At 70.1% G+C, this 25,315-nt stretch carries 23 protein-coding genes and 1 pseudogene; 11 read left to right on the top strand and 13 right to left on the bottom strand.

What is annotated here, in order from left to right; all coding sequences use genetic code 11:
* Positions 1 to 9 precede the first annotated feature (9 nt).
* Both ACWC2B_RS34100 and ACWC2B_RS34095 read right to left on the bottom strand, forming a co-directional pair.
* Positions 10 to 696 carry a response regulator gene (locus tag ACWC2B_RS34100; protein ID WP_450723532.1) on the bottom strand — a complete coding sequence of 229 codons (687 nt, stop codon included), beginning with the start codon at positions 694 to 696 and terminating at the stop codon, positions 10 to 12.
* Complete coding sequence (locus ACWC2B_RS34095) at positions 693 to 2,291, bottom strand: sensor histidine kinase (protein ID WP_450723530.1); 1,599 nt, start codon at positions 2,289 to 2,291, stop codon at positions 693 to 695. The genes ACWC2B_RS34100 and ACWC2B_RS34095 overlap by 4 nt, the downstream gene beginning before the upstream one ends.
* A 153-nt stretch (positions 2,292 to 2,444) precedes the next feature.
* On the opposite strand from ACWC2B_RS34095, the gene ACWC2B_RS34090 reads away from it, so the two are divergent.
* Positions 2,445 to 3,797: a cation:dicarboxylate symporter family transporter gene (locus ACWC2B_RS34090; protein ID WP_450723581.1), complete on the top strand. Its 1,353-nt coding sequence runs from the start codon at positions 2,445 to 2,447 to the stop codon at positions 3,795 to 3,797.
* 59 nt (positions 3,798 to 3,856) lie between these two features.
* On the opposite strand, the gene ACWC2B_RS34085 is transcribed toward ACWC2B_RS34090, so the two are convergent.
* Both ACWC2B_RS34085 and ACWC2B_RS34080 read right to left on the bottom strand, forming a co-directional pair.
* Positions 3,857 to 4,645 carry a GntR family transcriptional regulator gene (locus tag ACWC2B_RS34085; RefSeq protein ID WP_450723528.1) on the bottom strand — a complete coding sequence of 263 codons (789 nt, stop codon included), beginning with the start codon at positions 4,643 to 4,645 and terminating at the stop codon, positions 3,857 to 3,859.
* Positions 4,642 to 5,184 (bottom strand): UTRA domain-containing protein, encoded by a 543-nt coding sequence (locus ACWC2B_RS34080; RefSeq protein WP_450723526.1) that lies wholly within the window; start codon positions 5,182 to 5,184, stop codon positions 4,642 to 4,644. Before ACWC2B_RS34080 ends, ACWC2B_RS34085 begins: the two co-directional genes overlap by 4 nt.
* A 297-nt stretch (positions 5,185 to 5,481) precedes the next feature.
* On the opposite strand from ACWC2B_RS34080, the gene ACWC2B_RS34075 reads away from it, so the two are divergent.
* The gene (locus tag ACWC2B_RS34075) at positions 5,482 to 5,679 is read left to right on the top strand and encodes a hypothetical protein (protein ID WP_450723524.1); all 198 of its coding nucleotides are present in this window, start codon (positions 5,482 to 5,484) and stop codon (positions 5,677 to 5,679) included.
* A gap of 106 nt (positions 5,680 to 5,785) precedes the next feature.
* Positions 5,786 to 6,122 (top strand): annotated as a pseudogene (locus ACWC2B_RS34070) (IS200/IS605 family accessory protein TnpB-related protein); the annotation flags it as partial.
* Positions 6,123 to 6,131: 9 nt separating this feature from the next.
* On the opposite strand, the gene ACWC2B_RS34065 reads toward ACWC2B_RS34070, so the two are convergent.
* Complete coding sequence (locus tag ACWC2B_RS34065) at positions 6,132 to 6,584, bottom strand: phospholipase (protein ID WP_450723522.1); 453 nt, start codon at positions 6,582 to 6,584, stop codon at positions 6,132 to 6,134.
* 201 nt (positions 6,585 to 6,785) lie between these two features.
* Positions 6,786 to 7,349 (bottom strand): TetR/AcrR family transcriptional regulator, encoded by a 564-nt coding sequence (locus tag ACWC2B_RS34060; protein ID WP_450723579.1) that lies wholly within the window; start codon positions 7,347 to 7,349, stop codon positions 6,786 to 6,788.
* A gap of 240 nt (positions 7,350 to 7,589) precedes the next feature.
* On the opposite strand from ACWC2B_RS34060, the gene ACWC2B_RS34055 reads away from it, so the two are divergent.
* A complete protein-coding gene (locus tag ACWC2B_RS34055; RefSeq protein WP_450723577.1) occupies positions 7,590 to 9,233 on the top strand; it encodes an MFS transporter in 1,644 nt (547 codons plus the stop codon).
* A gap of 1 nt (position 9,234) precedes the next feature.
* On the opposite strand, the gene ACWC2B_RS34050 is transcribed toward ACWC2B_RS34055, so the two are convergent.
* Complete coding sequence (locus ACWC2B_RS34050; RefSeq protein WP_450723520.1) at positions 9,235 to 10,101, bottom strand: aldo/keto reductase; 867 nt, start codon at positions 10,099 to 10,101, stop codon at positions 9,235 to 9,237.
* A gap of 1 nt (position 10,102) precedes the next feature.
* Positions 10,103 to 11,008: an NAD-dependent epimerase/dehydratase family protein gene (locus tag ACWC2B_RS34045; RefSeq protein ID WP_450723518.1), complete on the bottom strand. Its 906-nt coding sequence runs from the start codon at positions 11,006 to 11,008 to the stop codon at positions 10,103 to 10,105.
* 78 nt (positions 11,009 to 11,086) lie between these two features.
* On the opposite strand from ACWC2B_RS34045, the gene ACWC2B_RS34040 reads away from it, so the two are divergent.
* Together ACWC2B_RS34040 and ACWC2B_RS34035 are read left to right on the top strand one after the other, a co-directional pair.
* Entirely contained in the window at positions 11,087 to 11,617 is a 531-nt protein-coding gene (locus ACWC2B_RS34040) for an Lrp/AsnC family transcriptional regulator (protein WP_450723516.1), read from the top strand.
* Between the two features lie 209 nt (positions 11,618 to 11,826).
* Complete coding sequence (locus ACWC2B_RS34035) at positions 11,827 to 14,058, top strand: HelD family protein (protein WP_450723514.1); 2,232 nt, start codon at positions 11,827 to 11,829, stop codon at positions 14,056 to 14,058.
* Positions 14,059 to 14,233: 175 nt separating this feature from the next.
* Here ACWC2B_RS34035 and ACWC2B_RS34030 read toward each other — a convergent pair whose 3' ends face one another.
* From ACWC2B_RS34030 to ACWC2B_RS34010, 5 genes are all read right to left on the bottom strand, one after another.
* A complete protein-coding gene (locus ACWC2B_RS34030; RefSeq protein WP_450723512.1) occupies positions 14,234 to 14,452 on the bottom strand; it encodes a hypothetical protein in 219 nt (72 codons plus the stop codon).
* A gap of 81 nt (positions 14,453 to 14,533) precedes the next feature.
* Positions 14,534 to 15,400, bottom strand: a complete 867-nt coding sequence (locus ACWC2B_RS34025; RefSeq protein WP_450723510.1) for a helix-turn-helix domain-containing protein — start codon at positions 15,398 to 15,400, stop codon at positions 14,534 to 14,536.
* Positions 15,401 to 15,424: 24 nt separating this feature from the next.
* Positions 15,425 to 15,955: a DUF6879 family protein gene (locus ACWC2B_RS34020; protein ID WP_450723508.1), complete on the bottom strand. Its 531-nt coding sequence runs from the start codon at positions 15,953 to 15,955 to the stop codon at positions 15,425 to 15,427.
* Positions 15,918 to 16,169, bottom strand: a complete 252-nt coding sequence (locus tag ACWC2B_RS34015) for a hypothetical protein (RefSeq protein ID WP_450723506.1) — start codon at positions 16,167 to 16,169, stop codon at positions 15,918 to 15,920. Before ACWC2B_RS34015 ends, ACWC2B_RS34020 begins: the two co-directional genes overlap by 38 nt.
* Before the next feature lie 130 nt (positions 16,170 to 16,299).
* Positions 16,300 to 17,379 (bottom strand): LacI family DNA-binding transcriptional regulator, encoded by a 1,080-nt coding sequence (locus tag ACWC2B_RS34010; protein WP_450723504.1) that lies wholly within the window; start codon positions 17,377 to 17,379, stop codon positions 16,300 to 16,302.
* A 221-nt stretch (positions 17,380 to 17,600) separates the two neighbouring features.
* Here ACWC2B_RS34010 and ACWC2B_RS34005 point away from each other — a divergent pair, with 221 nt between their 5' ends.
* The 5 genes from ACWC2B_RS34005 to ACWC2B_RS33985 all read left to right on the top strand — a co-directional run bounded on the left by ACWC2B_RS34005 (position 17,601) and on the right by ACWC2B_RS33985 (position 25,145).
* Complete coding sequence (locus ACWC2B_RS34005; RefSeq protein ID WP_450723502.1) at positions 17,601 to 18,896, top strand: ABC transporter substrate-binding protein; 1,296 nt, start codon at positions 17,601 to 17,603, stop codon at positions 18,894 to 18,896.
* Between the two features lie 16 nt (positions 18,897 to 18,912).
* Entirely contained in the window at positions 18,913 to 19,872 is a 960-nt protein-coding gene (locus tag ACWC2B_RS34000) for a carbohydrate ABC transporter permease (protein ID WP_450723500.1), read from the top strand.
* Entirely contained in the window at positions 19,872 to 20,738 is an 867-nt protein-coding gene (locus ACWC2B_RS33995) for a carbohydrate ABC transporter permease (protein WP_450723498.1), read from the top strand. The genes ACWC2B_RS34000 and ACWC2B_RS33995 overlap by 1 nt, the downstream gene beginning before the upstream one ends.
* A gap of 58 nt (positions 20,739 to 20,796) precedes the next feature.
* Positions 20,797 to 22,038 carry a glycoside hydrolase 5 family protein gene (locus ACWC2B_RS33990; RefSeq protein ID WP_450723496.1) on the top strand — a complete coding sequence of 414 codons (1,242 nt, stop codon included), beginning with the start codon at positions 20,797 to 20,799 and terminating at the stop codon, positions 22,036 to 22,038.
* A gap of 95 nt (positions 22,039 to 22,133) precedes the next feature.
* Positions 22,134 to 25,145, top strand: a complete 3,012-nt coding sequence (locus ACWC2B_RS33985) for a glycoside hydrolase family 38 N-terminal domain-containing protein (RefSeq protein ID WP_450723494.1) — start codon at positions 22,134 to 22,136, stop codon at positions 25,143 to 25,145.
* Positions 25,146 to 25,315: the final 170 nt, after the last annotated feature.

The raw sequence follows: 25,315 nt of genomic DNA, 5'->3' as shown, positions 1-25,315 counted from the left end.
ACGACCTTGTCAACTGCCTTGGCCGCGCGAGGAGTTGAGCCATCGGTACTGCAACTCGGGCCGGCCGATCTGGCCGTACTGCGGGGTGCGCTCGGCGCGGCCGGTGGTGACCAGGTGCTCCAGATAGCGGCGCGCGGTGATCCGCGAGATACCGACGGCCAGGCCGGTCTCGGCGGCCGTCACCCCTTCCGGCGCCTCGCGCAGCGTCCGCGTGACGGCCTGGAGGGTGGGCGCGCTCAGGCCCTTGGGGAGCGCGGAGGGCTGCGGGGCACGCAGCGCGGCGAGCGCCCGGTCGACCTCCTCCTGCCCGCTCGCCTCCCCGACCGTCGCCCGGAACTCGGCGTACCGCACGAGCCGGTCGCGCAGCGTGGGGAAGGTGAACGGCTTCAGCACGTACTGGACGACCCCGAGCGAGACGCCCTCGCGCACCATCGTCAGATCCCGGGCCGAGGTCACCGCGACGACGTCGGCGCTGTGCCCGGCCGCCCGCAGCGACCGTACGAGCTGGAGGCCGTGGCCGTCCGGCAGGTACAGGTCGAGCAGCAGCAGGTCCACCTCGGTCCGCTCCAGGGCGCGCAGTGCCTCGGCCCGCGAGTGCGCCACCGCGACGGCGGTGAAGCCGGGCACCCGGTCCACATAGAGCCGGTGCGCCTCGGCGGCGACGGGATCGTCCTCGACGACCAGCACCCGGATCATGCGCGCACTCCCTGCTCAAGTGGCAGCCGTACGGTGAACTCGGCGCCCCCGTACGGACCTTGATCCAGTGCGATCGTGCCGCCGTGCCGGGCCGCGGCGAGCCGCACCAGGGCAAGGCCGAGGCCGCGCCCCGGGCTCTTCGTCGACCACCCCCGCTCGAACACGGCCTCGGCGGCGGCCGGATCGACGCCGGGCCCGCTGTCCGCGACCCGCACCAGGAGCTGCCCGTCCTCGGTGGTCAGCGTGACGGCGACCTCGGCGGCGGCGCTGCCCTGCGCCGCGTCCACCGCGTTGTCGATCAGGTTGCCGAGCACGGTGACCAGATCGCGGGCGGGCAGCGTGACGGGCAGCAGGCCGTCGCCGACCGCGCTGCCCTCGGTGAGGACCAGCTCCACGCCCTGCTCGTTGGCCTGCGCCGCCTTGCCGAGGAGCAGCGCCGCCAGGACCGGTTCGCCGACCGCCGTGACCACCTGGTCGGTGAGCGCCTGGGCCAGCTCCAGCTCGGCGGTCGCGAACTCCACGGCCTCCTCGACGCGGCCAAGCTCGATGAGCGAGACCACCGTGTGCAGCCGGTTCGCGGCCTCGTGCGCCTGCGCCCGCAGCGCCTGCGTGAACCCGCGCTCCGAGTCCAACTCGCCCGACAGTGCCTGGAGTTCGGTGTGATCGCGCAGGGTCACCACAGTGCCGCGCCGCCCTGCGGAGGAGACCGGCCGGGTGTTGAGGACCACGATCCGGTCGGCCGTCATATGGACCTCGTCCACCCTCGGCTCGGAGGCGAGCAGCGCGCCGGCGAGCGTGGCGGGCAGGCCGAGCTCGGCCACCGGGCGGCCCACCGCGTCCTCGCCGAGACCGAGCAGCTCGCGCCCGCCGTCGTTGATCAGCGCGATCCGCCGCTCCCCGTCGAGCATGAGCAACCCCTCGCGCACGGCGTGCAGGGTGGCCTGGTGGTAGTCGTGCATGCGGCTCAGCTCGGCGGCGTTCATGCCGTGCGTGTGGCGGCGCAGCCGCGCGTTGATCACGTATGTGCCGGCCCCGCCGAGCGCGAGCGCGCCGCCCGCCATGACGGCGAGTGCCATCAGCTGCTTGCGCACCTGCTCGCTGATCTTGTCGATGGTGATCCCCGCGCTGACGAGCGCCGTGATCCGGCCATGATCATTCAGGTCCCGGACCGGCGCCACGACCCGTACGGAAGGCCCGAGCACCCCCATGTGCGTCTCGGTGAACGTCTTCCCGCGCAGCGCCGGGGCGGTGTCGCCGAGGTACTTCCTGCCGATCTCGCCCGGCACGGGGTGCGTCCAGCGGGTCCCGTCCGGGGCCATGACCACGACGAAGTCGACGCCGGTCGTGGTGCGCAGCGTCTCCGCGTACGGCTGGAGGGCGGCCGAGGGGTTCTTGCCGCGAGCCGCCTCGACGACCGCGGGCGAGGCGGCGACGGAGGTCGCGGTCGCGACGGCCTGGCGCCGCGCCGTCTCCTCGGCCTGGTGCCGGTCGGTGACGTACGAGAAGAGCGCGCACCCCGCCACGACCGCGGCGACGAGCACCACCTGCATGGCGAAGAGCTGACCGGCGAGGGAGCGAGGTCCGGGGAGACGCATGGGCTCAGTGTGCTGGCTGGATCTGTATGAACGAAACGCACGTAAGGGTGACCGGCGTCACAGAGTGCTGGATAGTCGCGGGCATCGCTGAATCGGCCATCGGGACATGGCCGCCAGCCGCAGCCGCAATCTAGGAGGAACCCCGTGGACCCCGTGGCAGAGCCGCCCGCGCGCCGGGAACGCACCCACTATCTCTACCTGGCCGTGATCGGCGCCGTGGTACTCGGCATCATCGTGGGCTTCGCGGCGCCGGGGGTCGCCGTCGAGCTGAAGCCGATCGGCACCGGGTTCGTGAACCTGATCAAGATGATGATCTCGCCCATCATCTTCTGCACGATCGTGCTCGGCGTCGGATCGGTGCGCAAGGCGGCCAAGGTCGGCGCCGTGGGCGGGCTCGCGCTCGGCTACTTCCTGGTCATGTCGACGGTCGCGCTCGCCATCGGCCTCCTGGTCGGCAACATCCTGGAGCCCGGCTCCGGCCTGCACCTGACGGAGGCGGCGCGGCACGCGGGAGCCAAGCAGGCGGCAGGCGCCAGCGAGTCGACGGCGGACTTCCTGCTCGGCATCATCCCGAAAACCATGGTGTCGGCCTTCACCGAGGGCCAGGTCCTCCAGACCCTCCTGATCGCCCTGCTCGCGGGCTTCGCCCTCCAGGCGCTCGGCTCGGCCGGGCAGCCGGTGCTGCGCGGCGTCGAGCACATCCAGCGACTCGTCTTCCGCATCCTGGCGATGGTGATGTGGGTCGCGCCCATCGGCGCGTTCGGCGCGATCGCGGGGGTGGTCGGCGAGACCGGCCTGGACGCCCTCAAGGCCCTCGCGGTCATCATGATCGGCTTCTACATCACGTGCGCGCTGTTCGTGTTCCTGGTGTTGGGGGCGATCCTGAAGCTGATGACCGGCGTGAACATCTTCAGCCTCCTGAAGTACCTGGCCAGGGAGTTCCTGCTGATCCTGTCCACGTCCTCGTCGGAGTCGGCGCTGCCCCGGCTCATCGCGAAGATGGAGCACCTCGGGGTCAGCCGCTCGGTGGCCGGCATCACGGTGCCGACGGGCTACTCGTTCAACCTGGACGGCACCGCTATCTACCTGACGATGTCCTCGCTGTTCATCGCGAACGCGATGGGCAAGCCGCTGGGTGCGAGCGAGCAGATCTCGCTGCTCCTCTTCATGATCATCGCCTCGAAGGGCGCGGCGGGCGTCACGGGCGCGGGCCTCGCAACGCTGGCGGGCGGCCTCCAGTCGCACCGCCCCGAACTGGTCGACGGAGTCGGCCTGATCGTCGGCATCGACCGCTTCATGAGCGAGGCGCGGGCTCTGACCAACTTCGCGGGCAACGCGGTGGCGTGCGTGCTGGTCGGCACGTGGACGAAGGAGATCGACAAGGTTCGGGTCGGGGAGGTCCTGGCGGGCCGCCTCCCGTTCGACGAGCGGATGCTGACGGTGGGGGAGGCGGAGGCCACGGAGCAGTGGGACGATCCGAAGTCGGCCTCCCCCGTGTCTGCTTGAGAATATCGACCGCGCGAGTGACGGTTGCGAGTGCTGCCCCGGCGGGGCGGGGGCCCGGGTCAGCACTCGCAACCGGGCGCGTACTCGTACTGCACCTCGTAAAGGTGCCCCGCCTTGACCAGGACGCCGGCCTCGACGGGGCGCTGGTCGTCGCTGTACACGACGCGCAGGGTGCGGAGCACGGGGAGATTGCCGGGGAGACGAAGCGCCCGGCACTGCTCCCGGGTCGGCATACGTGCCGAAACCCGGTCCACGCTGAGCCGGGGCGGGTGGCCCAGCTCGGTGAGGAGGGTCGGCGTTCCGCCGGAGATACGCCGACGTTCGGCCATCGCCGTTCCTGCTGCGATCTCCAACGGGTAGTAGGAGGCGACCAGTTCGGCGGGCTCGTCGTCGATCGTGAGCAACTGGCGGCGGAGCACTGCTGTGCCGTCGTCGGGGAGGCCCAGGGCGGCGCGTACATCCGAGGGCGGCACCGCCTCCGCGACCTCCAGCAACTGGGAGGCGGCCCGTGTGCCGTGCTTGGCTGCCTGGGCGAGCCATGGGTGCGGTTCGCCGGAACGGGCGGCGGCCAGGGAAGACGCGGGCCGGATCGTCCGCTGGCGGTGTTCCCGTACGGTGACCGCCGCCCCAGCGCGTCCGACGACCAGGCGCTCGCCCTTGAGGAGTTGCAGAGCTTTCTGTACGGTCGCGCTCGACGCGCCGAACCGCTCCTTGAGGCGGACGGTTGAGGGCAACGGGCTCCCCGGCGCCATGTCACCGTTCATGATTTCGTCTCGGAGGTCGGCGGCGATCCGCTCGTGGAGGGAGCGCGAGTCGTGCGCGTCCGGTTCGGCAGCGGCCACAGTCATCCGACCTTGATCTCGTAGCGCAGGCGCTGAAGGCGGGCGGGCATCGTCATCATGTCGACCTGGACGGGCCGGTCGTCCGCGTCCATGGTGGTGCGGGTGAGCCGCAGGACGGGTTCGGTCGGTCCGAGCCGGAGGACCTCCTGGGTCTCGTCGTCGGGCAGCGCCGCGATCACGTCCTCGCGAACCCGGACGCCCGTGTGGCCGAGCTCGGCCAGGAGCCGCACCGCGCCACCGGCAATCTTGGCGGTGCGGGCGAGCGCAGTGCCCCGGGCGATCTCCAACGGGTAGTAGCTGTCAGTCAGTTCGCAGGGCAGGTCGTCGAGGTACATCACTCTGCGCCGTACCACGACCCGCATCCCCTCGGCTCCTCCGAAAGCATCCGCGACCTCGGCCGGAGCCGCCACTTCCCCGGCGTGGACGATGCGCTGACGCCCCGTGCCGCCTCGGGCGGCAGCCTCGGCACCCCAGGCATCGGTTGCGGACTGGCTGTGCGGAGCCAGATACGGCATCGAGCTACTGACCCACTCGTCGGCGCCCAAGGCGACCTCCCACGGATGACTTACCGGTGACGGTACCGCTTGCCTACGTTAAGCGACTCACAGGTGGTCACACCCTGGCTCAACCTTGCTGCTTTTTGTGAATAGCGCTACGTTTCTCGGCGATCGTACGGCATCGGATCAAGGCGGTGGTGCATCGTGTCCCAGGCCGGAGAAGAACGGTCGAAGGATGAATGCGAGGGGGGCCTCGCTTCCACGGCTGCGAGACTGCTTCCGTGGACAGGGCCTGACGGAAAGCCGTGTTACCTGAGCACTGACGGGCACGGATACGTCTCGCGCGTGGCTGACCGGATGGAGGCCGTGCAGCTCGGAATGGCGGCCGAAGTGGTCGAGTGTGCCCGCCCGTTGATCGCGGCCCCGTCCGCGACCGCCGCCGAACTCCGGTTCGCCGCTGTGCGGCTGTCGGAGTGCCTCGTTGACGCGCTTCGCGTCGCGGAGAGCCGGGGCGGTCGGCTGGAAGCGCGGTTCTGGCGATAGGAGGGGCGAGCCTTGTCGCCGTCCGGCGGCGCGGGCAGGATGCGACCCCCGGTGACCGGACGGTCGAGCCGGGGGACGCGGGCCGGGCAGGGTTCGGAAAGCAGGCCAGCACTGGCGCAAGCCAGTGCGGACGCCCCGCCGCATAATGTCCCGTCACTATGCCGCCGGCATCGCGATCGGGCGACGCGCCCTCGGCCACCCGATCCGGCGACGGACGACACCGCCCCCGCAGCACCAGAGTGATGCTGCGGGGCATCGGACCGTCCAGGCCGGACCGGGCACCCGGGGGCGTGAGGAAACCCGCCCACCCGTCACGGAACGTGCACCGATGCGCGCGCCCGAACGGAGAACACCGGAACGCGGCAACCAGTCGGACATCCAAAACCGGTCGGGATGTCCGCAGTGACCAGGTATGGGTACAAGACTCACTCCTGATCACTTAAATGGAACGGTCAGCTGCCGAGGTTCTTCACTGCCTCGTAGTACGTCCACGCCGTCGCGTCGCACGACGCCTTCTTCGCGCCGCTGTACGCGTTGCACACGCGCTTGAGGTCCTCGTACAGGGCGCTGTCTATGCGGGCCTTGTTGGCGGGGAACTGGCCCGCCGCCTTGTAGTTGCGGTACCCGAAGTCGTGGCGGGCGCACGACAGCTTGAAGGGGAAGCCGAAGGGGTTGTCGGGGGACTTGGAGCAGTAGTCCGTCGACCAGTTGAAGCCGTACGCGGACCAGCGGGACTGGTCGTTGCGGGCGGCCTGGAACGCGTTCGAGCTGGTCGCGCTGGTCTGTGTGAAGGAGGCGAGCACCTGCGCCTTGTCGGCCGGGGTGGCCTCGGCCGGGGCGGTGGCGAGGGCGGCGAGAGCGAGTGCCGCGGTCGCGGTCATGCTCAGGGCGGTACGACGGCGCATTCTGAACTCCGTGGGGGAGAGTGGCGGTTGACGTGGCGTCACTCTCGCCCCACGGGCTACGCGCTCGCTACAGATTCAGTGGAGCCTGAAAGACGGTGGAGCGGTGCGGCCGCTCGTCCTCGCCGTCATCGCCGCCGCAGCCGGAGAACCCCCTGTGGTGGGGCACTCGGTCGCCGCGAGCCCGGCCCGGGGCCCACGTGGCTACCGCGTGAGCGCCGCCGCCACCACTTCCGCCGTGCGGTCCGCCGGGACTCCCGCCGAGAGCAGCAGGGTCGTCGCCGCCGAGCGGCCCGCGTCCGAGGCGGGCAGAGCGCCCTCGTTGACCGCCTCCATCAGGCCGAACAGGGACTGCTCGTGCACGTAGGCAAGCGCTGCCGGGGGGAGTGGAGACGTGAACACCCCTTCGCGCAGGCCGAGTTGGAGGAGGTCCACGCACTCCTTGCGGACCGGGGCCAGGCGCTGCTTGATGCCCGCCATCGTGACGCTCCGCTGGGCCAGGGCCACCAGGAGCCGGTAGCGGTCGGCGATCGCCCACACCGCGAGGGTGGCCCGCGCGAGCGCCTCGGCCGGGTCGGTGACGCCTTCGCGCCCCTCGCGGTGCGCGTCCGCGACGGTCTCCGCCGCCTCGTCGACCAGTGCCGCGATCAGCGCGTCCCGGCTGGGGAAATGCCCGTACACCGTGCGCCGTACGACACCGGCCGCCCGGGCGATCTGGTCCATCGACGCGTCCGGGTCGTGGACCAGCTCGGCGAAGGCCACCTCCATGATGCGGCGGCGATTCGCGTCGGCGCGGCCCCCCGAGGGGGCGGCAGGGGTAGCAGTCACGCCCCCATTTTGCACAGCGGCGTGCAGGGGCGTAAATTGCACACCAGTGTGTAATTGCACAGTGATGTGCAAGTGGATCTGCCCCTGTGGGGCCCGGGGGCCGCCAGGCCTCCCCGGGAAAGCAAGACCGAGGAAGGGTGAGACGTCGTGGGTCTCGTCATCAACCAGCCCGTCGAGAAGATGGGGGCGCCCTACCGGCGGCGCTGGTGGGCGCTGCTCGTGCTCTGCCTCAGCCTGCTGATCATCGTGATGGCGAACACCGCCCTCACCGTCGCCGCGCCCGACATGACCAAGGACCTGGGCCTCAGCAGCTCCGACCTCCAGTGGGTCATCGACGGCTACACCGTCCCGTACGCCGCGCTGATGCTGCTGCTCGGCGCGATCGGCGACAAGTACAGCCGGCGCGGCGCGCTCGTGCTCGGTCTGCTCGTCTTCGCGGGCGCCTCGGTGGCCGGCTCGCTCGTCGACAGCTCGACGGGCGTCATCGCCTCCCGCGCCGTCATGGGCGTCGGCGCCGCGCTGATCATGCCGGCGACCCTGTCGCTGCTCGCCTCGACGTTCCCGCGCGCGGAGCGCGCCAAGGCGATTCTGCTGTGGACCGCCACCGCCGGAATCGCCATCGCCGCCGGTCCCTTGGTTGCCGGTGCGCTTCTGGAGAACCACGGCTGGGCCTCGACGTTCCTGATCAACGTGCCCATCGCGCTGCTCGCGGTCCTGGGCGCGTTCGTCCTCGTACCGCCGTCGAAGGCCGCCCACCACGACCGCATCGACTACGTCGGCGGGCTGCTCTCGGTCGTCTCCGTCGGCGCGCTCGTCTACATGATCATCCAGGGCCCGCACTTCGGCTGGGACGCCAAGGCGATCTCCGCCGCCGTCGTCGCCGGGCTCGGCTTCGTGGTCTTCGTGCTGTGGGAGCTGCGCCACCCGCGGCCCGTCCTGGACGTACGCCGCTTCGCGCACCGCATGTTCTCCGGCTCGCTGCTCGCCGTCGCGCTCTTCTTCCTCGCGGTCTTCGGCGCCTTCTACTACCTCACCCAGCACCTCCAGTTCGTGCTCGGCTACACCCCCCTTGAGACCGGCATCCGCATGCTGCCGCTGGCCGGTGCGGTCTTCGTGGGCTCCGCGCTCACCGGTCTCCTCACCCCCCGGCTCGGCATGAAGGTCACGGTCACCGCCGGCATGGTCGCCGGAACCGTCGCGCTCGCGCTGCTCACCCGCGTCGACGCCGGTTCCGGATACGGCGACTTCCTCGCCCCGCTGATCATCCTCGGGGTGGCCATCGGGCTCGCCCTGTCGCCCTGCACCGACGCGATCATGGGCGCCTTCCCGGAGGCCGAGCTCGGCGTCGGCGGCGCCGTCAACGACACCTCGCTCGAACTCGGCGGCTCCCTCGGCATCGCCATCCTCGGCTCGGTGCTCGCGAGCTCCTACTCCTCGCACCTCGCGGACGCGACCGCCGGTACGAAGCTGCCCGCTTCCGCGCTCGCCACCGCGCAGGACTCGGTGGGCGCCGGATACGCCGTCGCCCAGGGCATCGGGGAGCAGGCCAAGCAGCTCGGCGCCCAGGCGCTGCACGCCGGATCCCCGCAGCAGGCCGCCCAGCTCAAGGCCCAGGCCGAGCAACTCGGCGCGGGTGCCCAGCAGATGAGCCACGCGGTCGGCTCCGCCTTCTCCGACGCGGTCGCCCACACCAGCCTCATCGGCGCGGTCATCCTGGGCGTGGGAACCGTCCTGGTCGCCGTCCTGCTGCCGCGCCGCGGCAAGGGCGACGCGCAGCAGGAGCAGGCTCCGGACGGCTCGGAGCGCGAGCCCGTGTCGGTGTGACTCAGGGCAGCAGAGCCAGCTCCGCCCCCGTCAGTACGAGATCGGCCGCACCCGCCGAATCCCGTATCGACTCGGGGCGGCTGGCCCCCGGGATCGGGATCAGCGTCGGCGACAGCGTCAACAGCCAGGCCAGCGCCACCTGTTGAGGGCTGACGCCCCGGCCTTCGGCCACCGTATGGAACGCGGACCGGGCCTCCGGGCCGCCCGGACCATCGAGCGCGCTGCGCGAGATCCCGCCCAGCGGGCTCCACGGCAGATAGGCGAGCCCGAGCTCGGCGCAGAGCCGCAGCTCGGGCTCGCCGTCGCGTACGGCGGGCGAATAGCGGTTCTGTACGGAGACGAGCAGGTCGCCCAGGGCCGCCTTGGCCTCGCGGATCTGGCCCGTGTCGGCGTTGGAGATCCCGACCGTACGGATCTTGCCCTCCGCCGCCAACTCCCGCAGTGCGCCCAGGGATTCGGCGAACGGGACGTCCGGATCCGGCTTGTGCAACTGGTAGAGGCCGATCGCCTCGACGCCGAGCCGCTTCAGCGAGGCCTCGGCGGCCCGCCGCAGATGGGCGGGGTCGCCGTCCACCGTCCAGCCGCCGTCGGCGGTGCGCCCCCGGCCGCCCTTGGTCGCGACCAGCACATGATCGGTGGCGCCGCCGTACGAGGCGAGGGCGCGGGCGACGAGGAGCTCGTTGTGGCCCGGCTCGCCGCCCGGCGCGTAGTAGGAGTCGGCGGTGTCGATGAGCGTGACGCCCGTGTCCAGCGCGGCGTGCACCGTGGAGAGGGCCCGCGCCTCGTCCGGCCGCCCCTCGATCGACAGGGGCATCGCCCCGTAGCCGACCGCGCCGACCTCGTACGGCCCAAGTGTCCGTGTCCGCATGTCAGTTGACCCCCATGGTCTCGGTGACGGCGCGCGTCAGCCAGTCGTCGGTGTGGGAGAAGGTGAAGCCGAGCGATGCGGCGCGGGAGGTGTCCATCCCGTACGAGCGGGCGAAGGAGAACGGCGAGACCGTGCCGACCTCCACCGGCTGGTACCGCACGGGGCGATGGCCGCCTCCCAGCGCTCCCGCCACCGCGGCCACGATGTCCTCGGTGGTCAGCGGCCCGTGCGAAGCGGCGTTCACCGGCCCGGTGAAGTCCTGCCGGGTCACCCAGAACAGGAACTCCGCGATCTCCTCGACGTCGATGTACGTCGCCGGATGGTTGGGCACGGCCACCGCGACCGGCTCGCCGGCGCGGATCCGGTCCGCGTAATGCGTGAGCCGCCCGGTGAAGTCGTCGGCACCGCCCAGGACATGGGCCACCCGCACCGCGACGTACGGGAAGCCGGATCCCGCGGCGAACACCGCCTCGGCCTGGCGCTTGCCCTCGCCGTAGTGCTCGGCGACGAACTCCGGCTCCTGCCAGGGGAGTTGGGGCGTGACGACGACCGTGGTCGGGTCGACGACGTCCTCGCCGACCGGCTCGGCGGAGTCCTCGTACTCGTACACCTCGACCGTCGACGTCATCACATAGCGCGGGGTGCGACCGGCGAAGACGCGGCGGGCGATCGCCGCCTGGCGCGGGGTGTAGCAGACCTGGTCGACCACGACGTCGAAAGTGCGGTCGCCGAGTGCGGCCTCCAGGGACGCCTCGTCGTCGCGGTCGGCGATCAGCTGGACCGCGCCCGGTGGGGGTGGCGCCGAGCCCCGGTTCAGGACCGACACCCGGTCACCGGCCGCGAGCAGCCGGGCGATGAGCCGCTTCCCGAAGTAGCGGTTGCCCCCGATGACCAATACCTCGCGCATGTCCTCAATCCCCTTCCCACCTGCGGTCTTTCCGGGTACCAGTGTTACGTTGACGGCCCGGGGACTGAAGGGGGAAACATGGGAGATCTCGCCGCCGTACCGAAAGAACCACGGCATTCGCGCAGCGCCGCCAACGATTCGTCAGGGGGCTTCGATCAGGTCGACCGGCAGCTCCTCGAAGTCGTCCAGCGGGAGGGCCGGATCAAGCTCAGCGAGCTGGGCCGGCGGGTCCGGCTCAGCCCGGCCGCGGTCACCGAACGGCTGCGCAGACTGGAGACGAGCGGGGCGATCACCGGGTACGGGGCGCGGGTCGACCCGGCCCGGCTCGGCTACGGCATCCAGGCCTTCATCCGGGTCAGCCCGCACGGCGGCTACAACCTCAAGCACCCCAGGACCCTGGAGCTGATGGAGCGGCCGGAGATCATCGAGGTGCATCACGTGGTGGGCGAGGACTGCTGGATCATCAAGGTGGCCGTCGCCGACACCATCCACCTGGAGGAGATCCTGGAGCAGACCTCGGCGCTCGGCCGCACGACGACGTCGATCGTCCTTTCGTCGCCGGTGGGCGGCCGCGAGGGCAAACCGCTGCTGCCGCCGACCCGGGGCTGAGCCGCTGACCAGTTGGATGTGGACGCCAACCCGGAGACGACCACGAAGTACGGCGTCCTGCGATGCCCACGCTGTTCGGCCGCAAAGAAAATGCCCCGGATGAATTGACATCCGGGGCATTCCCTTGCGTATATTAGGTGTTTCGTGATTTCGCATGAAGAAGTCACGAAGAAGCCTTGTGAAAGCACTGTATCGCGTCAGGAGTGGAATTGTCAACCGAGGAATTTCGGAAGGAACAGCAATTCATCACCGACCTCTACGCCCGCCTCGACGATCTGCGGGATCAGGCCGAGGTCGCGGTGCAGTCGGCGTTGTCGCAGGTCGGCACCGGTCTTCAGGCACGTCTCGAACGGGATGTGATGGTCGCCGAGCAGTCCGGGCTGCTCGGCGCGCTCAACGCGGGCGAGAACGGGCTGTGCTTCGGGAGGCTCGATTTCCAGGACGGTACGACGCATCACGTCGGACGTATCGGAATCCGCAGGAATGACCGGGAACGCACTCCGCTGGTGATCGACTGGCGGGCCGAAGTGGCCCGGCCCTTCTATCTTGCCACTGGGCATTCACCGATGGGATTGCGGCGCAGGCGGCACATCACCACCGAGGGCCGCACCGTCACCGCGCTGCACGACGAACTCCTGGACCTGACGGACTCCGAGCGCACCGGGCACGAGGGCGCCAACGCCGACGAGGTGCTGCTCGCCGCGCTTGACGCCGCCCGCACCGGCCGGATGCACGACATCGTGCAGACCATCCAGGCCGAGCAGGACCGCATCATCCGGGCCCCGCACCGCGGAGTGCTCGTCGTCGAGGGCGGGCCCGGCACCGGCAAGACCGTCGTCGCGCTGCACCGGGCTGCGTATCTCCTGTACGAATACCGGGAGTTGCTCGCCCGGCGGGCCGTGCTCATCGTCGGCCCCAACCCGGCGTTCCTCGGCTACATCGGCGACGTACTGCCCTCGCTCGGCGAGACCGGGGTGCTCCTGTCGACCATGTCCGAGCTGTTCCCCGGCGTACACGCGACCGGCACCGACACCCCCGAGGCGGCCGAGGTCAAGGGCCGCGCCGCGATGGCCGACGTACTCGCGGCGGCCGTACGCGACCGCCAGACCGTGCCCGAGCGGGCCGTCGACATCCCGCACGACGGGTACGGCACGCTCCAGCTCGACCGCGCGATGGCCGAGGACGCGCGGTGGCGGGCGCGCGAGAGCGGCCTCCCGCACAACCTGGCCCGGCCGCACTTCGCCTTCCACATCATCGACGCGCTCACCGCACAGCTGGTGGAGCGCATCGGCGCCGACCCGTTCGGCGGCCCGAACCTGCTCGGCCCCGACGACGCGGCCCAGATGGGCAAGGAGATCGCGACGAGCGGTGAGGTGCACGCGGCGATAGAGGAGCTGTGGCCGAAGCTGACACCGGAGGAATTCGTAGCGGACTTCCTGGCCGATCCGTCCCATCTCCCGGACGCGGACGCCAAGTCGATCCGGCGGGATGGCGGCGACTGGACGCCGGGTGACGTGCCGCTGCTCGACGAGGCGGCCGAAATCCTCGGCGAGGACGACAGCGCGGCCCGGGCCGCCGCCGAGGCCGAACGCCAGGAGCGGATCGCCTACGCACAGGGCGTGCTCGACCTCTCGGCGGGCTCGGAGTCCTACGAGTTCGAGGACGAGGAGTCCGAGGTGCTCGCGGCGCACAACATCATCGACGCCGAGCGGATGGCCGAGCGGCACGAGGAGGCCGACCACCGCAGCGCGGCCGAACGGGCGGCGGCGGACCGCACCTGGGCGTTCGGGCACATCATCGTCGACGAGGCGCAGGAACTCTCGGCGATGGCCTGGCGACTGCTGATGCGGCGCTGCCCCACGCGTTCGATGACGCTGGTCGGCGACCCCGCGCAGACGGCGGACGCGGCGGGTGTCGGCTCGTGGGAACGGATCCTCGCGCCGTACGTCGCGGACGGGAACTGGGAGCACGTCCGGCTCGGCGTCAACTACCGCACGCCGGCGGAGATCATGGAGGTCGCGGCGGAGGTGTGCCGGTCCGCGGACCCGTCCTTCGTGCCGCCGAGCTCCGTGCGGTCCACGGGGGTACGCCCCTGGGCCCGGGCCGTGACCCCGGCGGCTCTCGCCTTGGCGGTGGCGGAATCGGTGGCGGCCTGGCGGGGTTCGGGCCGCCTCGCAGTGATCGCGCCGGGTTCTCTGCACGGCGCGCTCCTCGCGACGCTGCCCGACGCGGCGTCGGGGGCCGCCCCCGACCTCACCCGGGAGGTCGTGCTGCTCGACCCGCGCCAGGCGAAGGGTCTTGAGTTCGACGCGGTGCTGGTGGTCGAGCCGGGGGAGTACGGGGTGAGCGACCTGTATGTCGCGCTGACGCGGGCTACGCAGAGGTTGGGGGTGCTGCATTCGGGGGTGCTGCCGGGGGCGTTGGAGGGGTTGGCGGCCTGAACTTCCCCCACCCCGCCCCTCCCCCGAGACCCTCCGGGGGATCGGGGTCGCTGCGGCTCGGTGGGTGATGGCGGGGGGGCTGGGGCGCAGCCCCGGAAGCTGAACATTCAATCCCCGTCATGGACGGGTGGGCTACTCCCTCTGGGGGCCGGGGTGGAACCCGGGTGGCCCACCCTCAGTTCCCGTCGCGGGGACGCGGGTGCGGATGGTTCCGGATCTCCGCCGCGGCGTCGTACGCCTTGCTGTACACCCCGGCCGCGCGAGCCCCGGCCAGTTCCTTGGCGAGCGCGGCGCAGACCCCGCAGCCGGCCGCGGGTTCGCAGCCGTACAGGTAGTCCTCGACGAACCCGGCGAGCTCAACTGCCGGTTGTGGATAGGTGGGTGGGTTGGTCATCGCCGTATCGCCGTCCCCTCGCGTGGTTCCGATGGCAACCACGCTAGGAACATCGATAGCTCAACACCTAACCAGTTGCGCTCAGTTGCACGTGGATTTCAGCGCGGCCTCAATGGCTGCGGCGACCAGCGACCGGGCCTCGGAGCCGTAGACCGCCATCTCCCGCAGTTCCCCGAACGCCTTGACGTACATGTCGACTTCGCCCGGAGCGGTGAGAGTCACCTGAGCCGTCAGCAGCTCCACATGGACCCGCTGATCGTCGAAGATGTTGAACCCCTCCAGGGTCCACATGTCTCGCTTCCGCGCGGCGAATGGGATAACTCCCAGAGATACGGCGGGAAGGGACATGACCGACAGCAGGTGGCCCAGTTGGCCGGCCATCGCCTCGGCGTCGCCGATCTGATACCGCAACACCGACTCCTCCATTACCAGGGTGAAGCGGTGCCCGGCATCGTGCAGTACGTGGGCTCGTGCCATGCGGGCGGCTACGGCCCCAGCCGTGTCGTCCGGGGTGCCGTGGAACCGGCCGATAGCCGCCAGTAGTGCGGACGCGTACGCGGGCGTCTGGAAAAGCCCCGGTACGACGTGCGAGGCGTAGCCGCGGAGCAGCCTGGTCCGTTCGTACAGCGGGATACGGGACTCTTGGAGCTGTCGCAGGCCGGTGCGCTGGAGCCGCTTCCACTCCAGGTACATGGAGTCGGCGGTGCGGGACGCCGCGACAATGTCGGCTGCCTGGTCCGCCGCGCCGCACGCCTCGCACCACGCCCGGATGTCCGCGTCGGACGGGGGTGTGAGCGCGTTCTCGATGCGCGAGACCTTGGACTTGTTCCAGTGGCAGCGAGCGGCCACCTCATGCCCGAACAGTCCTGAGTCCCGGCGTACGTCTGCCAGCATCGAGGCCACCCGCTTACGGGCGGCCTCGACACTTGACGACTGATAGGTGGGCATGAGGTAGAGGGCCGCTCGCGCGGATCAGATCGTGAAGCTCTCGTGCGGGGTGCCCAGCTCCCAGACACTCTCGAACGCATCGGCGCAGAGCTTGATCACCGCTGGATCGTCGCAGAGTTCGTGACCGGCCAAAGCTCCCTCTCCGCTGAAGTGCCCGAACCGGACCAGCCGGTCGTCCAGGAGCCAGAAATCAGCGCCGGGGAGGGCAAGCTTCGCGGCATTCCGGCGAGGTAGCCACCGGACCAACTCGCCTGCCTCGACGTTGAGATGAGTGCCCGCGTGCTCGTAGCGGATGTACTCGCTCACCGGAACGGACACTACGCGAGCGCGGCGCATGACGACGCCACGGCCGACGACCGATCGAACCAACTCCAGCCAGGAGCGACGCCGTTCGACCGACTCGGAGCTGATCAGGCCCAACCGCCGCCACTCCGCGAAGTCGCGCTCCTCGGAAGTCACGCCGTAGGAGTCTCGCAGCTCCAAGTGGACAGCCGACCGGTGACAGGCCTGGACGAGCTCAGCGAACGGCGGAACGCTCGCGCTGTTCGGCTTCATCGCACGCCTTCCTGATCAGTGGCACCATGCGTGCCGGAATCCGGATTACGGCTTCGGTGTCCGGGATGTGCCCGGCTGTCAGGCATTCCGCTTCGGTTCCGCCGTCGGCCTTCCAGCCCTGAAACACGAGATCGGCCGAAGCGTCATCCACCCATACGGTCGGGCAGTCGTCGCCATTGGTGTTCGGGTCCTTGCCGAAGAACAGTAGAGCCATGACCTTGACCCCTGCCTACTCGGTTGCGCTTGGTTGCACGAGGGTGGCCCCTCCGGCCGACCCAGTGCAAGGGCGCATGGAATACGGCGGAAGGCATGCACCAGCGCCCCTCCGCGCCCCCACCCCCCCCTCATGCCGGAGGCGCCCCCGTGCTCTCCCTCGGCTGGAGCCGCGGCAGTGGATCCTGGACCTGCCGGGGTGCCCCGCCATCCAGCAGGGCCAACAGCTCCCGCGCGGCCCGGTGCCCGAACTCGTCCGCCTTCCGTACCAGCGCGGTGAGTTGGGGGTGCAGCGTGTGGCAGATCACCGAGTCCTCCCAGGACACCACCGACACGTCCCGCGGGATGTGCAGCCCCCGCTCGGCCGCGACGCTGACCGCCGCCACCGCCATCACCTCGTTGTCGCAGATGAGCGCGGTGGGCGGGGCTGGGGCCGAGAACAGCCGCCGCGCCGCCTTCGCCCCCTGGCGGTCCGTGAAGTCCGTCGTCACCGACACCGCCTGTTCCAGGCCCAGCCGCCGCCCCGCCGCCCGCAGCGACGCGATCCTGCGGGCCGTATGGGCGAAGCCCGGCGTGCCCGCGATGTGGCCGATGCGGCGGTGGCCCAGTGCGTACAGGTGCCGGACGATCAGGTCCATCGCGCCCGAGTCGTCGGCCCAGATGTTGGAAAGCCGTGCCTGGCGCGGGAGTTGGGTCGCACCCGGGTTCCCCGGCGCCTCCATCCCGCCGATGATCACAGCCGGCAGGCCGAGTACCGCGAGGGTCTCGGGGCGGGGGTCCGAGACCCGGGGGTCGACCACGATCACCCCGTCGACCCGACGCTGCGCCCACCAGCGACGGTACAGCTCGCACTCCGCCTGGACGTCGTCCACCATCTGGAACACCAGCGCCTGGTCGCGCGGCGCGAGGCTCGCCTGGATGCCCGAGACCAGCTGGAGGAAGAACGACTCCCCGCCCAGGCTGTCCGCCGGGCGGGCCAGGACGAGCCCGATCGCGCCCGCGTTCTCGCCGGAGAGCGCACGCGCTGCGGAGCTCGGCCGCCAGCCGAGCCGGTCCGCGACCCGTATGACCCGGCGGCGGGTCGAATCGGACACCCCGGGCCGGTTGTTGAGCGCGAAGGAGACCGCGCTGGTGGAGACTCCGGCCTCTCTGGCCACGTCTTTCATGGTCGGACGGCGGGGCGGCGGCGCATCGCTTTCGATCTCGCTCATGGGCCGATGGTAGCCGTAGCAACGCGCAAGTAACACGGTTTAGTTGATCGCTTCTAAACCGCGTTAGCAGTCGTCAAATATTCGGGACTTTAGTCCTTTTTAGTGCCGCTGACCTGTTGGTTTAGTGAATAGGCTTGCTTATTCGCCATTGACGTCCAATTAATGCGCGCTGCATGGTGTGCGGCAACGTCATCGGGACGAGGCGAAGGAGTCAGCCACTCATGTCCATTCATCGCAGTGTCGCGATCCGGACGGCCGTCGGGCTCGGCGCGGCCCTCTCGCTCACCCTGCTCACCGCGTGCGGGGGCGGCGGGGGCGGTAAGGGTTCGGCCACCGACGGGAAGGTCGAGGGTGAGATCAAGTTCCAGACCTGGAACCTCCGCGCCAACTTCAAGGACTACTTCGAAGGCGTCATCAAGGACTTCGAGAAGGCGAACCCCAACACCAAGGTCAAGTGGGTCGACCAGCCCGCCGACAACTACGCCGACAAACTGAGCGCCGACGCCACCGCCGGCACCCTCCCCGATGTCGTGAACCTCTCCCCGGACCTCGCCTATCCGCTCGCGAAGGCGGGCACCCTGCTCAACCTCGACAAGGACAAGGTCGCCGCCAAGTTCAAGCCCGAATACCTGGACGGCGCCTGGCACGGCTTCGACATGCCGGGGCTCGACGGCTCGTACGCCTTCCCCTGGTACCTCAACACCGGCCCGCTCTTCTACAACAAGTCCATGTTCAAGGACGCCGGCCTCGACCCCGACAAGGCGCCGAAGACCTTCGACGAACTCTTCACGGACGCGGCCCAGTTGGCGAAGAAGGGCAAAGCCACCCTCGCGCAGCCGCCGACCGTGGAGGACTTCGGGCGGTACGGCGTCGACATCATGAGCAAGGACGGGGCGAAGTTCACCTTCAACGACGCCAAGGGCGTCGAGTTCCTGACCAAGTATCAGGAGATGTTCAAGGAGGGCGGCCTGCACAAGCAGGCCCTGACGCTCACCGCCGAGACGGCCGGGCAGAAGTTTCTGCAGCAGGAGGTCGCCATGAACCCGGGCAGCGCCCACGACCTGGAGACCTTCAAGAAGAACGCCCCGACGCTCTACAGCAGCCTCGGCATCACCGACGTACCGACCAACACCGGCAAGCAGAACATGTACCTGCAGGGTCTCTCGGTCAACTCGCAGAGCAAGAACGCCGCGACCGCCCTCGCCTTCGCGCACTTCGTCACCGACCAGAAGAACCAGGAGGACTTCGGCCACAAGGTCGCCGTCTTCCCCAGCACCAAGGGCTCGCTCGACAAGGAGTACTGGACCAAGGCGGACAGTACGGAAGAGGGCAAGATCCGGGTCGCCTCGGCCAAGATGCTGCCGACCGCCGTCAACTACACGCCGGTGCTGTTCAGCGACGAGATGAAGACGATCCTGCGCAACGAGATCGCCAAGTGCCTCCAGGGCAAGGAGTCCCCCAAGGAGGCCCTGGACAGTGCGGCGAGCCAGATGACCAAGCTGATCCAGCAGAAGTGACCCGGCGGAACGAGCGATGAGCACCTCTACCCCGACTGTCGTCGCGAAGGGGGCCGCGGGCCCTCCGCGCACCGCCGCCCCCGGCCGGCGCGCGGGCCGCACCTCAGCCCGTACGCACAAGGCATTCAGCCCCTGGCTGCTCCTGGCGCCCGGCCTCCTGATCACCCTCGCCTTCAACCTCTATCCCTTCCTCGCCACGGTGTGGAAGTCGTTCACCGACGCCCGCACCCTGACCACTGGCGACTTCGTCGGCTTCGACAACTTCACGGCGCTCGTGCGCGACGACCAGTTCTGGGTCGCCCTGCGCAACAGCGCGCTGTACACGGTCCTGGTCGTGCCCTGCCTGGTCTTCCTGCCCCTGCTGCTCGCGCTCCTGGTGCAGCGGCACATCCCCGGCATCGCCTTCTTCCGGTCCGCGTACTACACGCCCGTCGTGGCGTCCGTCGTGGTCGTCGCCCTGATGTGGGTGTGGATGCTGGACGACCGCGGCTTCATCAACGGCGTCCTGCGCATGGCGGGCGTCGACCCGGTGCCGTTCCTGTCCGACCAGTGGCTGCTGCTGTTCAGTTCGATGGCGCTGACCGTGTGGAAGGGCCTCGGCTACTACATGATCATTTACTTGGCCGCGCTCGCGAACGTACCCAAGGAACTGCACGAGGCCGCCGAGGTCGACGGGGCAGGACCGATCCGCCGCTTCCTCTCCATCACCATGCCGTCCGTGCGCTCCACGATGGTGCTGGTCGGTGCACTGTCCTCGGTCTCGGCGTTCAAGGTCTTCACCGAGGTCTTCATGATCGCGGGGCCGACCGGCGGGCCCGGCGGCGCCGACACCACCCTCGTCATGCTCATCCAGCGGGCCGGCACCGGACTCCAGGGCCGCACCGGCTACGCCTCCGCCATGTCGATCGTGCTGTTCCTGCTGACCCTGGTCCTGATGCTCCTCGTGCTGCGGGCCGACCGGAAGGACAAGGACTGATGGCCTCCGTCGCCCACAACCCGGCCGGACCCGGCCGCACCCACGCCCCCCGCTGGCGCAAGGCCGTACGGTACGTGGCTCTCGTACTCGTGCTGCTGATCATGACCGGGCCGTTCCTCTGGCAGCTGTCCACCTCGCTCAAGGGCACCACCGAGGACATCTACACCTCGCCGCCCCGGCTGCTGCCCGAGCACCCCACCTTCGCCAACTACCGGGGCGTCGCGGACATCATCCCGGTCTGGGACTTCATCCTGAACTCCGTGAAGGTCGCGCTCAGCAACGTCCTGACGAACGTGGCCGGCGCCGCGATGGCCGGGTACGCGCTCTCCCGGCTCCGCTTCAAGGGCCGCGGCGCCGCCGGAATCGTCTTCGTGCTCGCGCTCCTCGTGCCGATGGAGGCGACCATGCTGGCCCAGTTCGCGACCATGCGCTCTCTTGAGCTCAACAACACCCTGGTCGCCGTGGTGCTGCCGGGCTGCATCGGCGCGATGAACGTCCTGCTCATGCGCAACGCCTTCGACAACATTCCGTACGAGATCGAAGAGGCGGCCATCGTCGACGGCGCCAACGTGTGGCAGCGCTTCACCCGTATCGCGCTGCCCGCCGTGAAGGGCACCCTCGCGGTGGTCGCGATCTTCTCCTTCATGGGCGCCTGGGACGACTTCCTGTGGCCGCTGATCGTGCTCTCCGACTCCGACCACTTCACGCTCACCGTCGGCCTGAACTTCCTGCAGGGCACGTTCTCCAACAACCAGCGCGTCGTCGCGGCGGGCACGATCATCGCGGTCGCCCCGCTGATCGTGATGTTCGCCTGCCTCCAGCGGTTCTTCTTCCGCGGGGTCGGCGAGGGCGCCGTCAAGGGCTGACCCGCGCCCGGCCGGTACATCAACTCCCTTTCCCCAGAACCGACTTGGAGCTCACCCCATGGCAGCCCCGCGCTTCGGCGTCAACTACACGCCCAGCCAAGGCTGGTTCCACCACTGGCTCGACTACGACCCGGACGCGGTGCGGGCCGACCTCGATTCGATCGCCGCACTCGGCCTCGACCACGTCCGGGTCTTCCCGCTCTGGCCCTACTTTCAGCCCAACCGCACCCTGATCAGGCCCCGCGCGGTCGAGCACCTCGTCGACCTCGCGGACGCCGCCGCCGAGCGCGGCCTGGACGTCAACGTCGACGGCCTGCAAGGGCACCTGTCGAGCTTCGACTTCCTGCCCGCGTGGACCCGGACCTGGCACCGCCGCAACCTGTTCACCGACCCCGAAGTCACCGACGGGCAGGCCGCCTACCTGCGCACCCTGGCCGCCGCCCTCGCCGACCGGCCCAACTTCATCGGCATGACCCTGGGCAACGAGGTCAACCAGTTCTCCGCCGGCCCCCACCCGGACCCCGACCGGGCCACCGAGGCCGAGGTCGACCGCTGGCTGGAGCGGATGCTGGCGGCCTGCGAGGAGGGCGCGCCCGGCAAGCTGCATCTGCACGCCGAGTACGACGCGTGCTGGTACCAGGACGACATGCCGTTCACCCCGGCCCAGGCGGCCCGGCGCGGCGCCATGACCGCCGTGCACTCCTGGGTCTTCAACGGCACCGCTCAACGGCACGGGCGCCTCTCGACGCCGACCGAGCACCACGCCGCCTACCTCATCGAACTCTCCAAGGCATGGGCGGACACCTCGCACCGCCCGGTCTGGCTCCAGGAGGTCGGCGCCCCCGCCCCGTTGGTGCCGCCCGTGCACGCCGCCGCCTTCACCGAGGCGACGGTCGAGAACGCCCTGGACTGCCCCGACCTGTGGGGCATCACCTGGTGGTGCTCCCACGACGTCTCGCGCGACCTGGCCGACTTCCCCGAACTCGAATACGGCCTCGGCCTGTTGACCAACGACCGGCGCCCCAAGGACACCGCCCAGGTCCTCGCCCGGACCGCCGCCGCATTCCGTGACGGCGTACGCGGCTACGCCCCCGCACCGCGCACGACCGCGCTCGTCGTCCCCGATGACCCGGCCGCCCGCTCCGTGTGCGCCCCCGGCGGCGCGGTCTTCGAGGCGTTCTTCCGGCTCACGGCCGACGGCGCCCGCCCCACCACCGTCCTCGCGACCCGCGCCGACGACAAGGCGCACCTCGCCGCGCGCGGCATCGCCGAAACCGTCACCCCCGACCAGGTCCGGTAACGCTCCCGGCCCCCGTCCACACCTGGTAGCGATCCGGCCCCGGCCACCCACACCTGGCAAGCAGCCCCACCCCACCCCGAAACGGAGCACCCCTCATGCATGACGACCGCGGCCTGGTCGAAGCCCGCCTCAAGCGCGTTCTGGACGAGCGCATCCGCCCCGTCGTGTACCCGGAGTCGGTGCCGCTTGAGGTCGCCGTCTGGAACGCGCCGGGTGAGCCGGTACCCGTGGCGGAAGGGCTGGCCGCCCCGGTGGCGCCGGTCGCGGTCGGCGACCTGTGGGGTCCGCCCTGGGGGACCAGCTGGTTCCGGGTGACCGGGACCGTACCGCAGGAGTGGGCGGGGAAGTCGGTGGAGGCGATCCTGGACCTGGGCTTCGACGAGAACATGCCGGGCTTCCAGTGCGAGGGCCTGGTCTACCGCCCCGACGGCACCCCGGTGAAGGGCCTCAACCCGCGCAACCAGTGGGTGCGTATCGGAGCCCCGGTGGACGGCGGCGAAGAGGTGCGCCTGCACATCGAGGCGGCCTCGAACCCGGTGCTGCTCGACTACCACCCCTTCCTGCCGACGCGGCTCGGCGACATCGAGACCTCGCACCGCGATCCGCTGTACAAGCTGACCCGGATGGACCTGGCGGTCTTCGACGAGACGGTGTGGCGCCTGGTCATCGACCTGGAGGTGCTCGGCGAACTCATGGAGGAGCTGCCCGTGGAGTCCGGCCGGCGCTGGGACATCCTGCGCGCGGTGGACCGAGCCCTTGACGCGCTGGACCTCCAGGACGTGAACGGCACGGCGGGCGCGGCCCGTTCGGAGCTGACCGGGGTCCTGTCCTCGCCCGCCGAACCGTCCGCGCACCGGATCAGCGCGGTGGGCCACGCGCACATCGACTCGGCGTGGCTGTGGCCGCTGCGCGAGACGGTACGCAAAGTGGCGCGTACGACGTCCAACATGACGGCCCTCCTGGACGACGAGCCCGAATTCATCTTCTCCATGTCGCAGGCCCAGCAGTGGGCGTGGATCAAGGAGCACCGGCCGGAGGTGTGGGCGAAGGTGGTCAAGGCGGTGGCGGACGGCCGGTTCGTGCCGGCGGGCGGCATGTGGGTGGAGGCCGACACGAACATGCCGGGCTCGGAGGCGATGGCCCGGCAGTTCGTGCACGGGAAGCGCTTCTTCATCGACGAGTTCGGCGTGGAGAACGACGAGGCGTGGCTGCCCGACACCTTCGGGTTCGCGGCAGGCCTGCCCCAGATCATCAAGGCGGCGGGCTCGAAGTGGCTCCTCACCCAGAAGATCTCCTGGTCCCAGACCAACAAGTTCCCGCACCACACCTTCCAGTGGGAGGGCATCGACGGCACCCGGATCTTCACGCACTTCCCGCCGGTCGACACGTACAACTGCGCCATGAAGGGCAGCGAGATCGCCCACGCGGCCAAGAACTTCAAGGACAAGGGCGTGGCCCGGCACTCGCTCGCGCCGACGGGCTGGGGCGACGGGGGTGGCGGCACGACCCGCGAGATGATCGCGAAGGCGGCCCGGCTGCGGAACCTGGAGGGCAGCGCACAGGTGGTCTGGGAGACCCCGGCGGAGTTCTTCACGAAGGCGGAGGCGGAGTACGCGAACCCGCCGGTGTGGGTGGGCGAGCTGTATCTGGAGCTGCACCGGGCGACGCTGACGAGCCAGGCGAAGACGAAGCAGGGCAATCGCCGGAGCGAACACCTGCTGCGGGAAGCGGAGCTGTGGTCGGCGACGGCGGCGGTGAGGTGCGAGGAATTCGCCTATCCCTACGAGGAATTGGACCGAATCTGGAAAACGGTATTGCTGCACCAGTTCCACGACATCCTGCCGGGGTCGTCGATCGCGTGGGTCCACCGGGAGGCGGAGAAGACGTACGCGGCGGTGGCGGCGGAGCTGACGTCGATCATCGAGCGGGCCCAGCGTGCGTTGGCGGGGGAGGGCACGGAGCCTCTGGTCTTCAACGCGACGCCGCATGCGCGGCACGGGGTGGCGGCGGGCGGGGCAGCGGTGCCGGCGGGTGCCGCGGAACCGGAACGATCCGCGCGCCCGGGCGGCGGCTTCGTACTGTCGAACGGACTGCTGCGGGTGGAGGTGGACGAGCGGGGCTTGGTGGTGTCGGCGTACGACATGCCGGCCGGCCGCGAGTCGATCGCGCCGAACAGCCCGGCGAACCTTCTCCAGATCCACCCCGACTTCCCGAACATGTGGGACGCGTGGGACGTGGACGCGTTCTACCGCAACACGGTGACGGACCTGGTGGAGGCGGAGGAGGTGGCGCCCGGCGGCGAGGGCGCGTCGGTGCGGGTGGTGAGGTCGTTCGGGTCGTCGAAGGTGACCCAGACCCTGACCCTTGCGCCCGGGGCGTCCCGCCTGGACATCCTCACCGAGGTGGACTGGCACGAGACGGAGAAGTTCCTGAAGCTGGCGTTCCCGCTGGATGTGCACGCGGAGCGGTACGCCTCGGAGACCCAGTTCGGCCACTTCTACCGGGCGACGCACACCAACACGAGCTGGGAGGCGGCCAAGTTCGAGGCGTGCAACCACCGCTTCGTACACCTGGAGGAGCCGGGCTGGGGCGTGGCCCTGGTGACGGACTCGACGTACGGCCACGACGTGACGCGGACGGTACGGAGTGAGGACTCGGGCACGACGACAACCCTGCGGGCCTCGCTGCTGAGGGCCCCCCGCTTCCCCGACCCGGAAACCGACCAGGGCCTCCACCGCTTCCGCCACGCGCTGGTGCCGGGCGCGACGATCGGCGACGCGGTGAGGGAGGGGTACGGGGTGAACCTGCCCGAGCGGACGGTGTCCGGGGCGGGCCCGGTCGAGCCGCTGGTGGCGGTCGACAACGACGCGGTGGTGGTGACGGCGGTGAAGCTGGCGGACGACGGGAGCGGGGATGTGGTGGTCCGCTTCCACGAGGCGTGCGGGGGCCGGGCGCGGGGGAGGCTGACGCTGGGCTTCTCGACGGAGCGGTTCGTGGCCACAGATCTCCTCGAACGCCCGCTGGACGAACCGGAGTTGGCGGAGGGCCTGGTGGAGGTGACCCTGCGGCCCTTCGAACTGCGGACGTTGCGTTTCACGCGGTTGTAGCTCTGTGCGCCACGCGGCCGCCGCCCCCGGCCCCCGTTGCAAGGGCCGGGCTCGGCCTCGCCTCCGAAACGCCTCAGAGCCTGTGTCTAAACCCCGTCCGGATCAGGCCGGGGCGTCTGGTGCGTGCGATCGCAAGGCGCCGGAAGGTCCTCGTAGCGGAGCTACTAGGG

This window comes from Streptomyces sp. NPDC001415 (genome assembly GCF_053597395.1).
The sequence above is the reverse complement of the archived record's forward strand: the minus strand, read 5'-3'. Positions and strand labels throughout refer to the sequence as shown.

What these genes read in the sequence shown, in the direction of transcription:
- ACWC2B_RS34100 (WP_450723532.1), bottom strand. Translation starts at nt 696, where the DNA reads ATGATCCGGGTGCTGGTCGTCGAGGACGATCCCGTCGCCGCCGAGGCG.
- ACWC2B_RS34095 (WP_450723530.1), bottom strand. Translation starts at nt 2,291, where the DNA reads ATGCGTCTCCCCGGACCTCGCTCCCTCGCCGGTCAGCTCTTCGCCATG.
- ACWC2B_RS34085 (WP_450723528.1), bottom strand. Translation starts at nt 4,645, where the DNA reads ATGACTGTGGCCGCTGCCGAACCGGACGCGCACGACTCGCGCTCCCTC.
- ACWC2B_RS34065 (WP_450723522.1), bottom strand. Translation starts at nt 6,584, where the DNA reads ATGCGCCGTCGTACCGCCCTGAGCATGACCGCGACCGCGGCACTCGCT.
- ACWC2B_RS34060 (WP_450723579.1), bottom strand. Translation starts at nt 7,349, where the DNA reads ATGGAGGTGGCCTTCGCCGAGCTGGTCCACGACCCGGACGCGTCGATG.
- ACWC2B_RS34055 (WP_450723577.1), top strand. Translation starts at nt 7,590, where the DNA reads ATGGGGGCGCCCTACCGGCGGCGCTGGTGGGCGCTGCTCGTGCTCTGC.
- ACWC2B_RS34050 (WP_450723520.1), bottom strand. Translation starts at nt 10,101, where the DNA reads ATGCGGACACGGACACTTGGGCCGTACGAGGTCGGCGCGGTCGGCTAC.
- ACWC2B_RS34045 (WP_450723518.1), bottom strand. Translation starts at nt 11,008, where the DNA reads ATGCGCGAGGTATTGGTCATCGGGGGCAACCGCTACTTCGGGAAGCGG.
- ACWC2B_RS34040 (WP_450723516.1), top strand. Translation starts at nt 11,087, where the DNA reads ATGGGAGATCTCGCCGCCGTACCGAAAGAACCACGGCATTCGCGCAGC.
- ACWC2B_RS34030 (WP_450723512.1), bottom strand. Translation starts at nt 14,452, where the DNA reads ATGACCAACCCACCCACCTATCCACAACCGGCAGTTGAGCTCGCCGGG.
- ACWC2B_RS34025 (WP_450723510.1), bottom strand. Translation starts at nt 15,400, where the DNA reads ATGCCCACCTATCAGTCGTCAAGTGTCGAGGCCGCCCGTAAGCGGGTG.
- ACWC2B_RS34020 (WP_450723508.1), bottom strand. Translation starts at nt 15,955, where the DNA reads ATGAAGCCGAACAGCGCGAGCGTTCCGCCGTTCGCTGAGCTCGTCCAG.
- ACWC2B_RS34015 (WP_450723506.1), bottom strand. Translation starts at nt 16,169, where the DNA reads ATGGCTCTACTGTTCTTCGGCAAGGACCCGAACACCAATGGCGACGAC.
- ACWC2B_RS34010 (WP_450723504.1), bottom strand. Translation starts at nt 17,379, where the DNA reads ATGAGCGAGATCGAAAGCGATGCGCCGCCGCCCCGCCGTCCGACCATG.
- ACWC2B_RS34005 (WP_450723502.1), top strand. Translation starts at nt 17,601, where the DNA reads ATGTCCATTCATCGCAGTGTCGCGATCCGGACGGCCGTCGGGCTCGGC.
- ACWC2B_RS34000 (WP_450723500.1), top strand. Translation starts at nt 18,913, where the DNA reads ATGAGCACCTCTACCCCGACTGTCGTCGCGAAGGGGGCCGCGGGCCCT.
- ACWC2B_RS33995 (WP_450723498.1), top strand. Translation starts at nt 19,872, where the DNA reads ATGGCCTCCGTCGCCCACAACCCGGCCGGACCCGGCCGCACCCACGCC.
- ACWC2B_RS33990 (WP_450723496.1), top strand. Translation starts at nt 20,797, where the DNA reads ATGGCAGCCCCGCGCTTCGGCGTCAACTACACGCCCAGCCAAGGCTGG.
- ACWC2B_RS33985 (WP_450723494.1), top strand. Translation starts at nt 22,134, where the DNA reads ATGCATGACGACCGCGGCCTGGTCGAAGCCCGCCTCAAGCGCGTTCTG.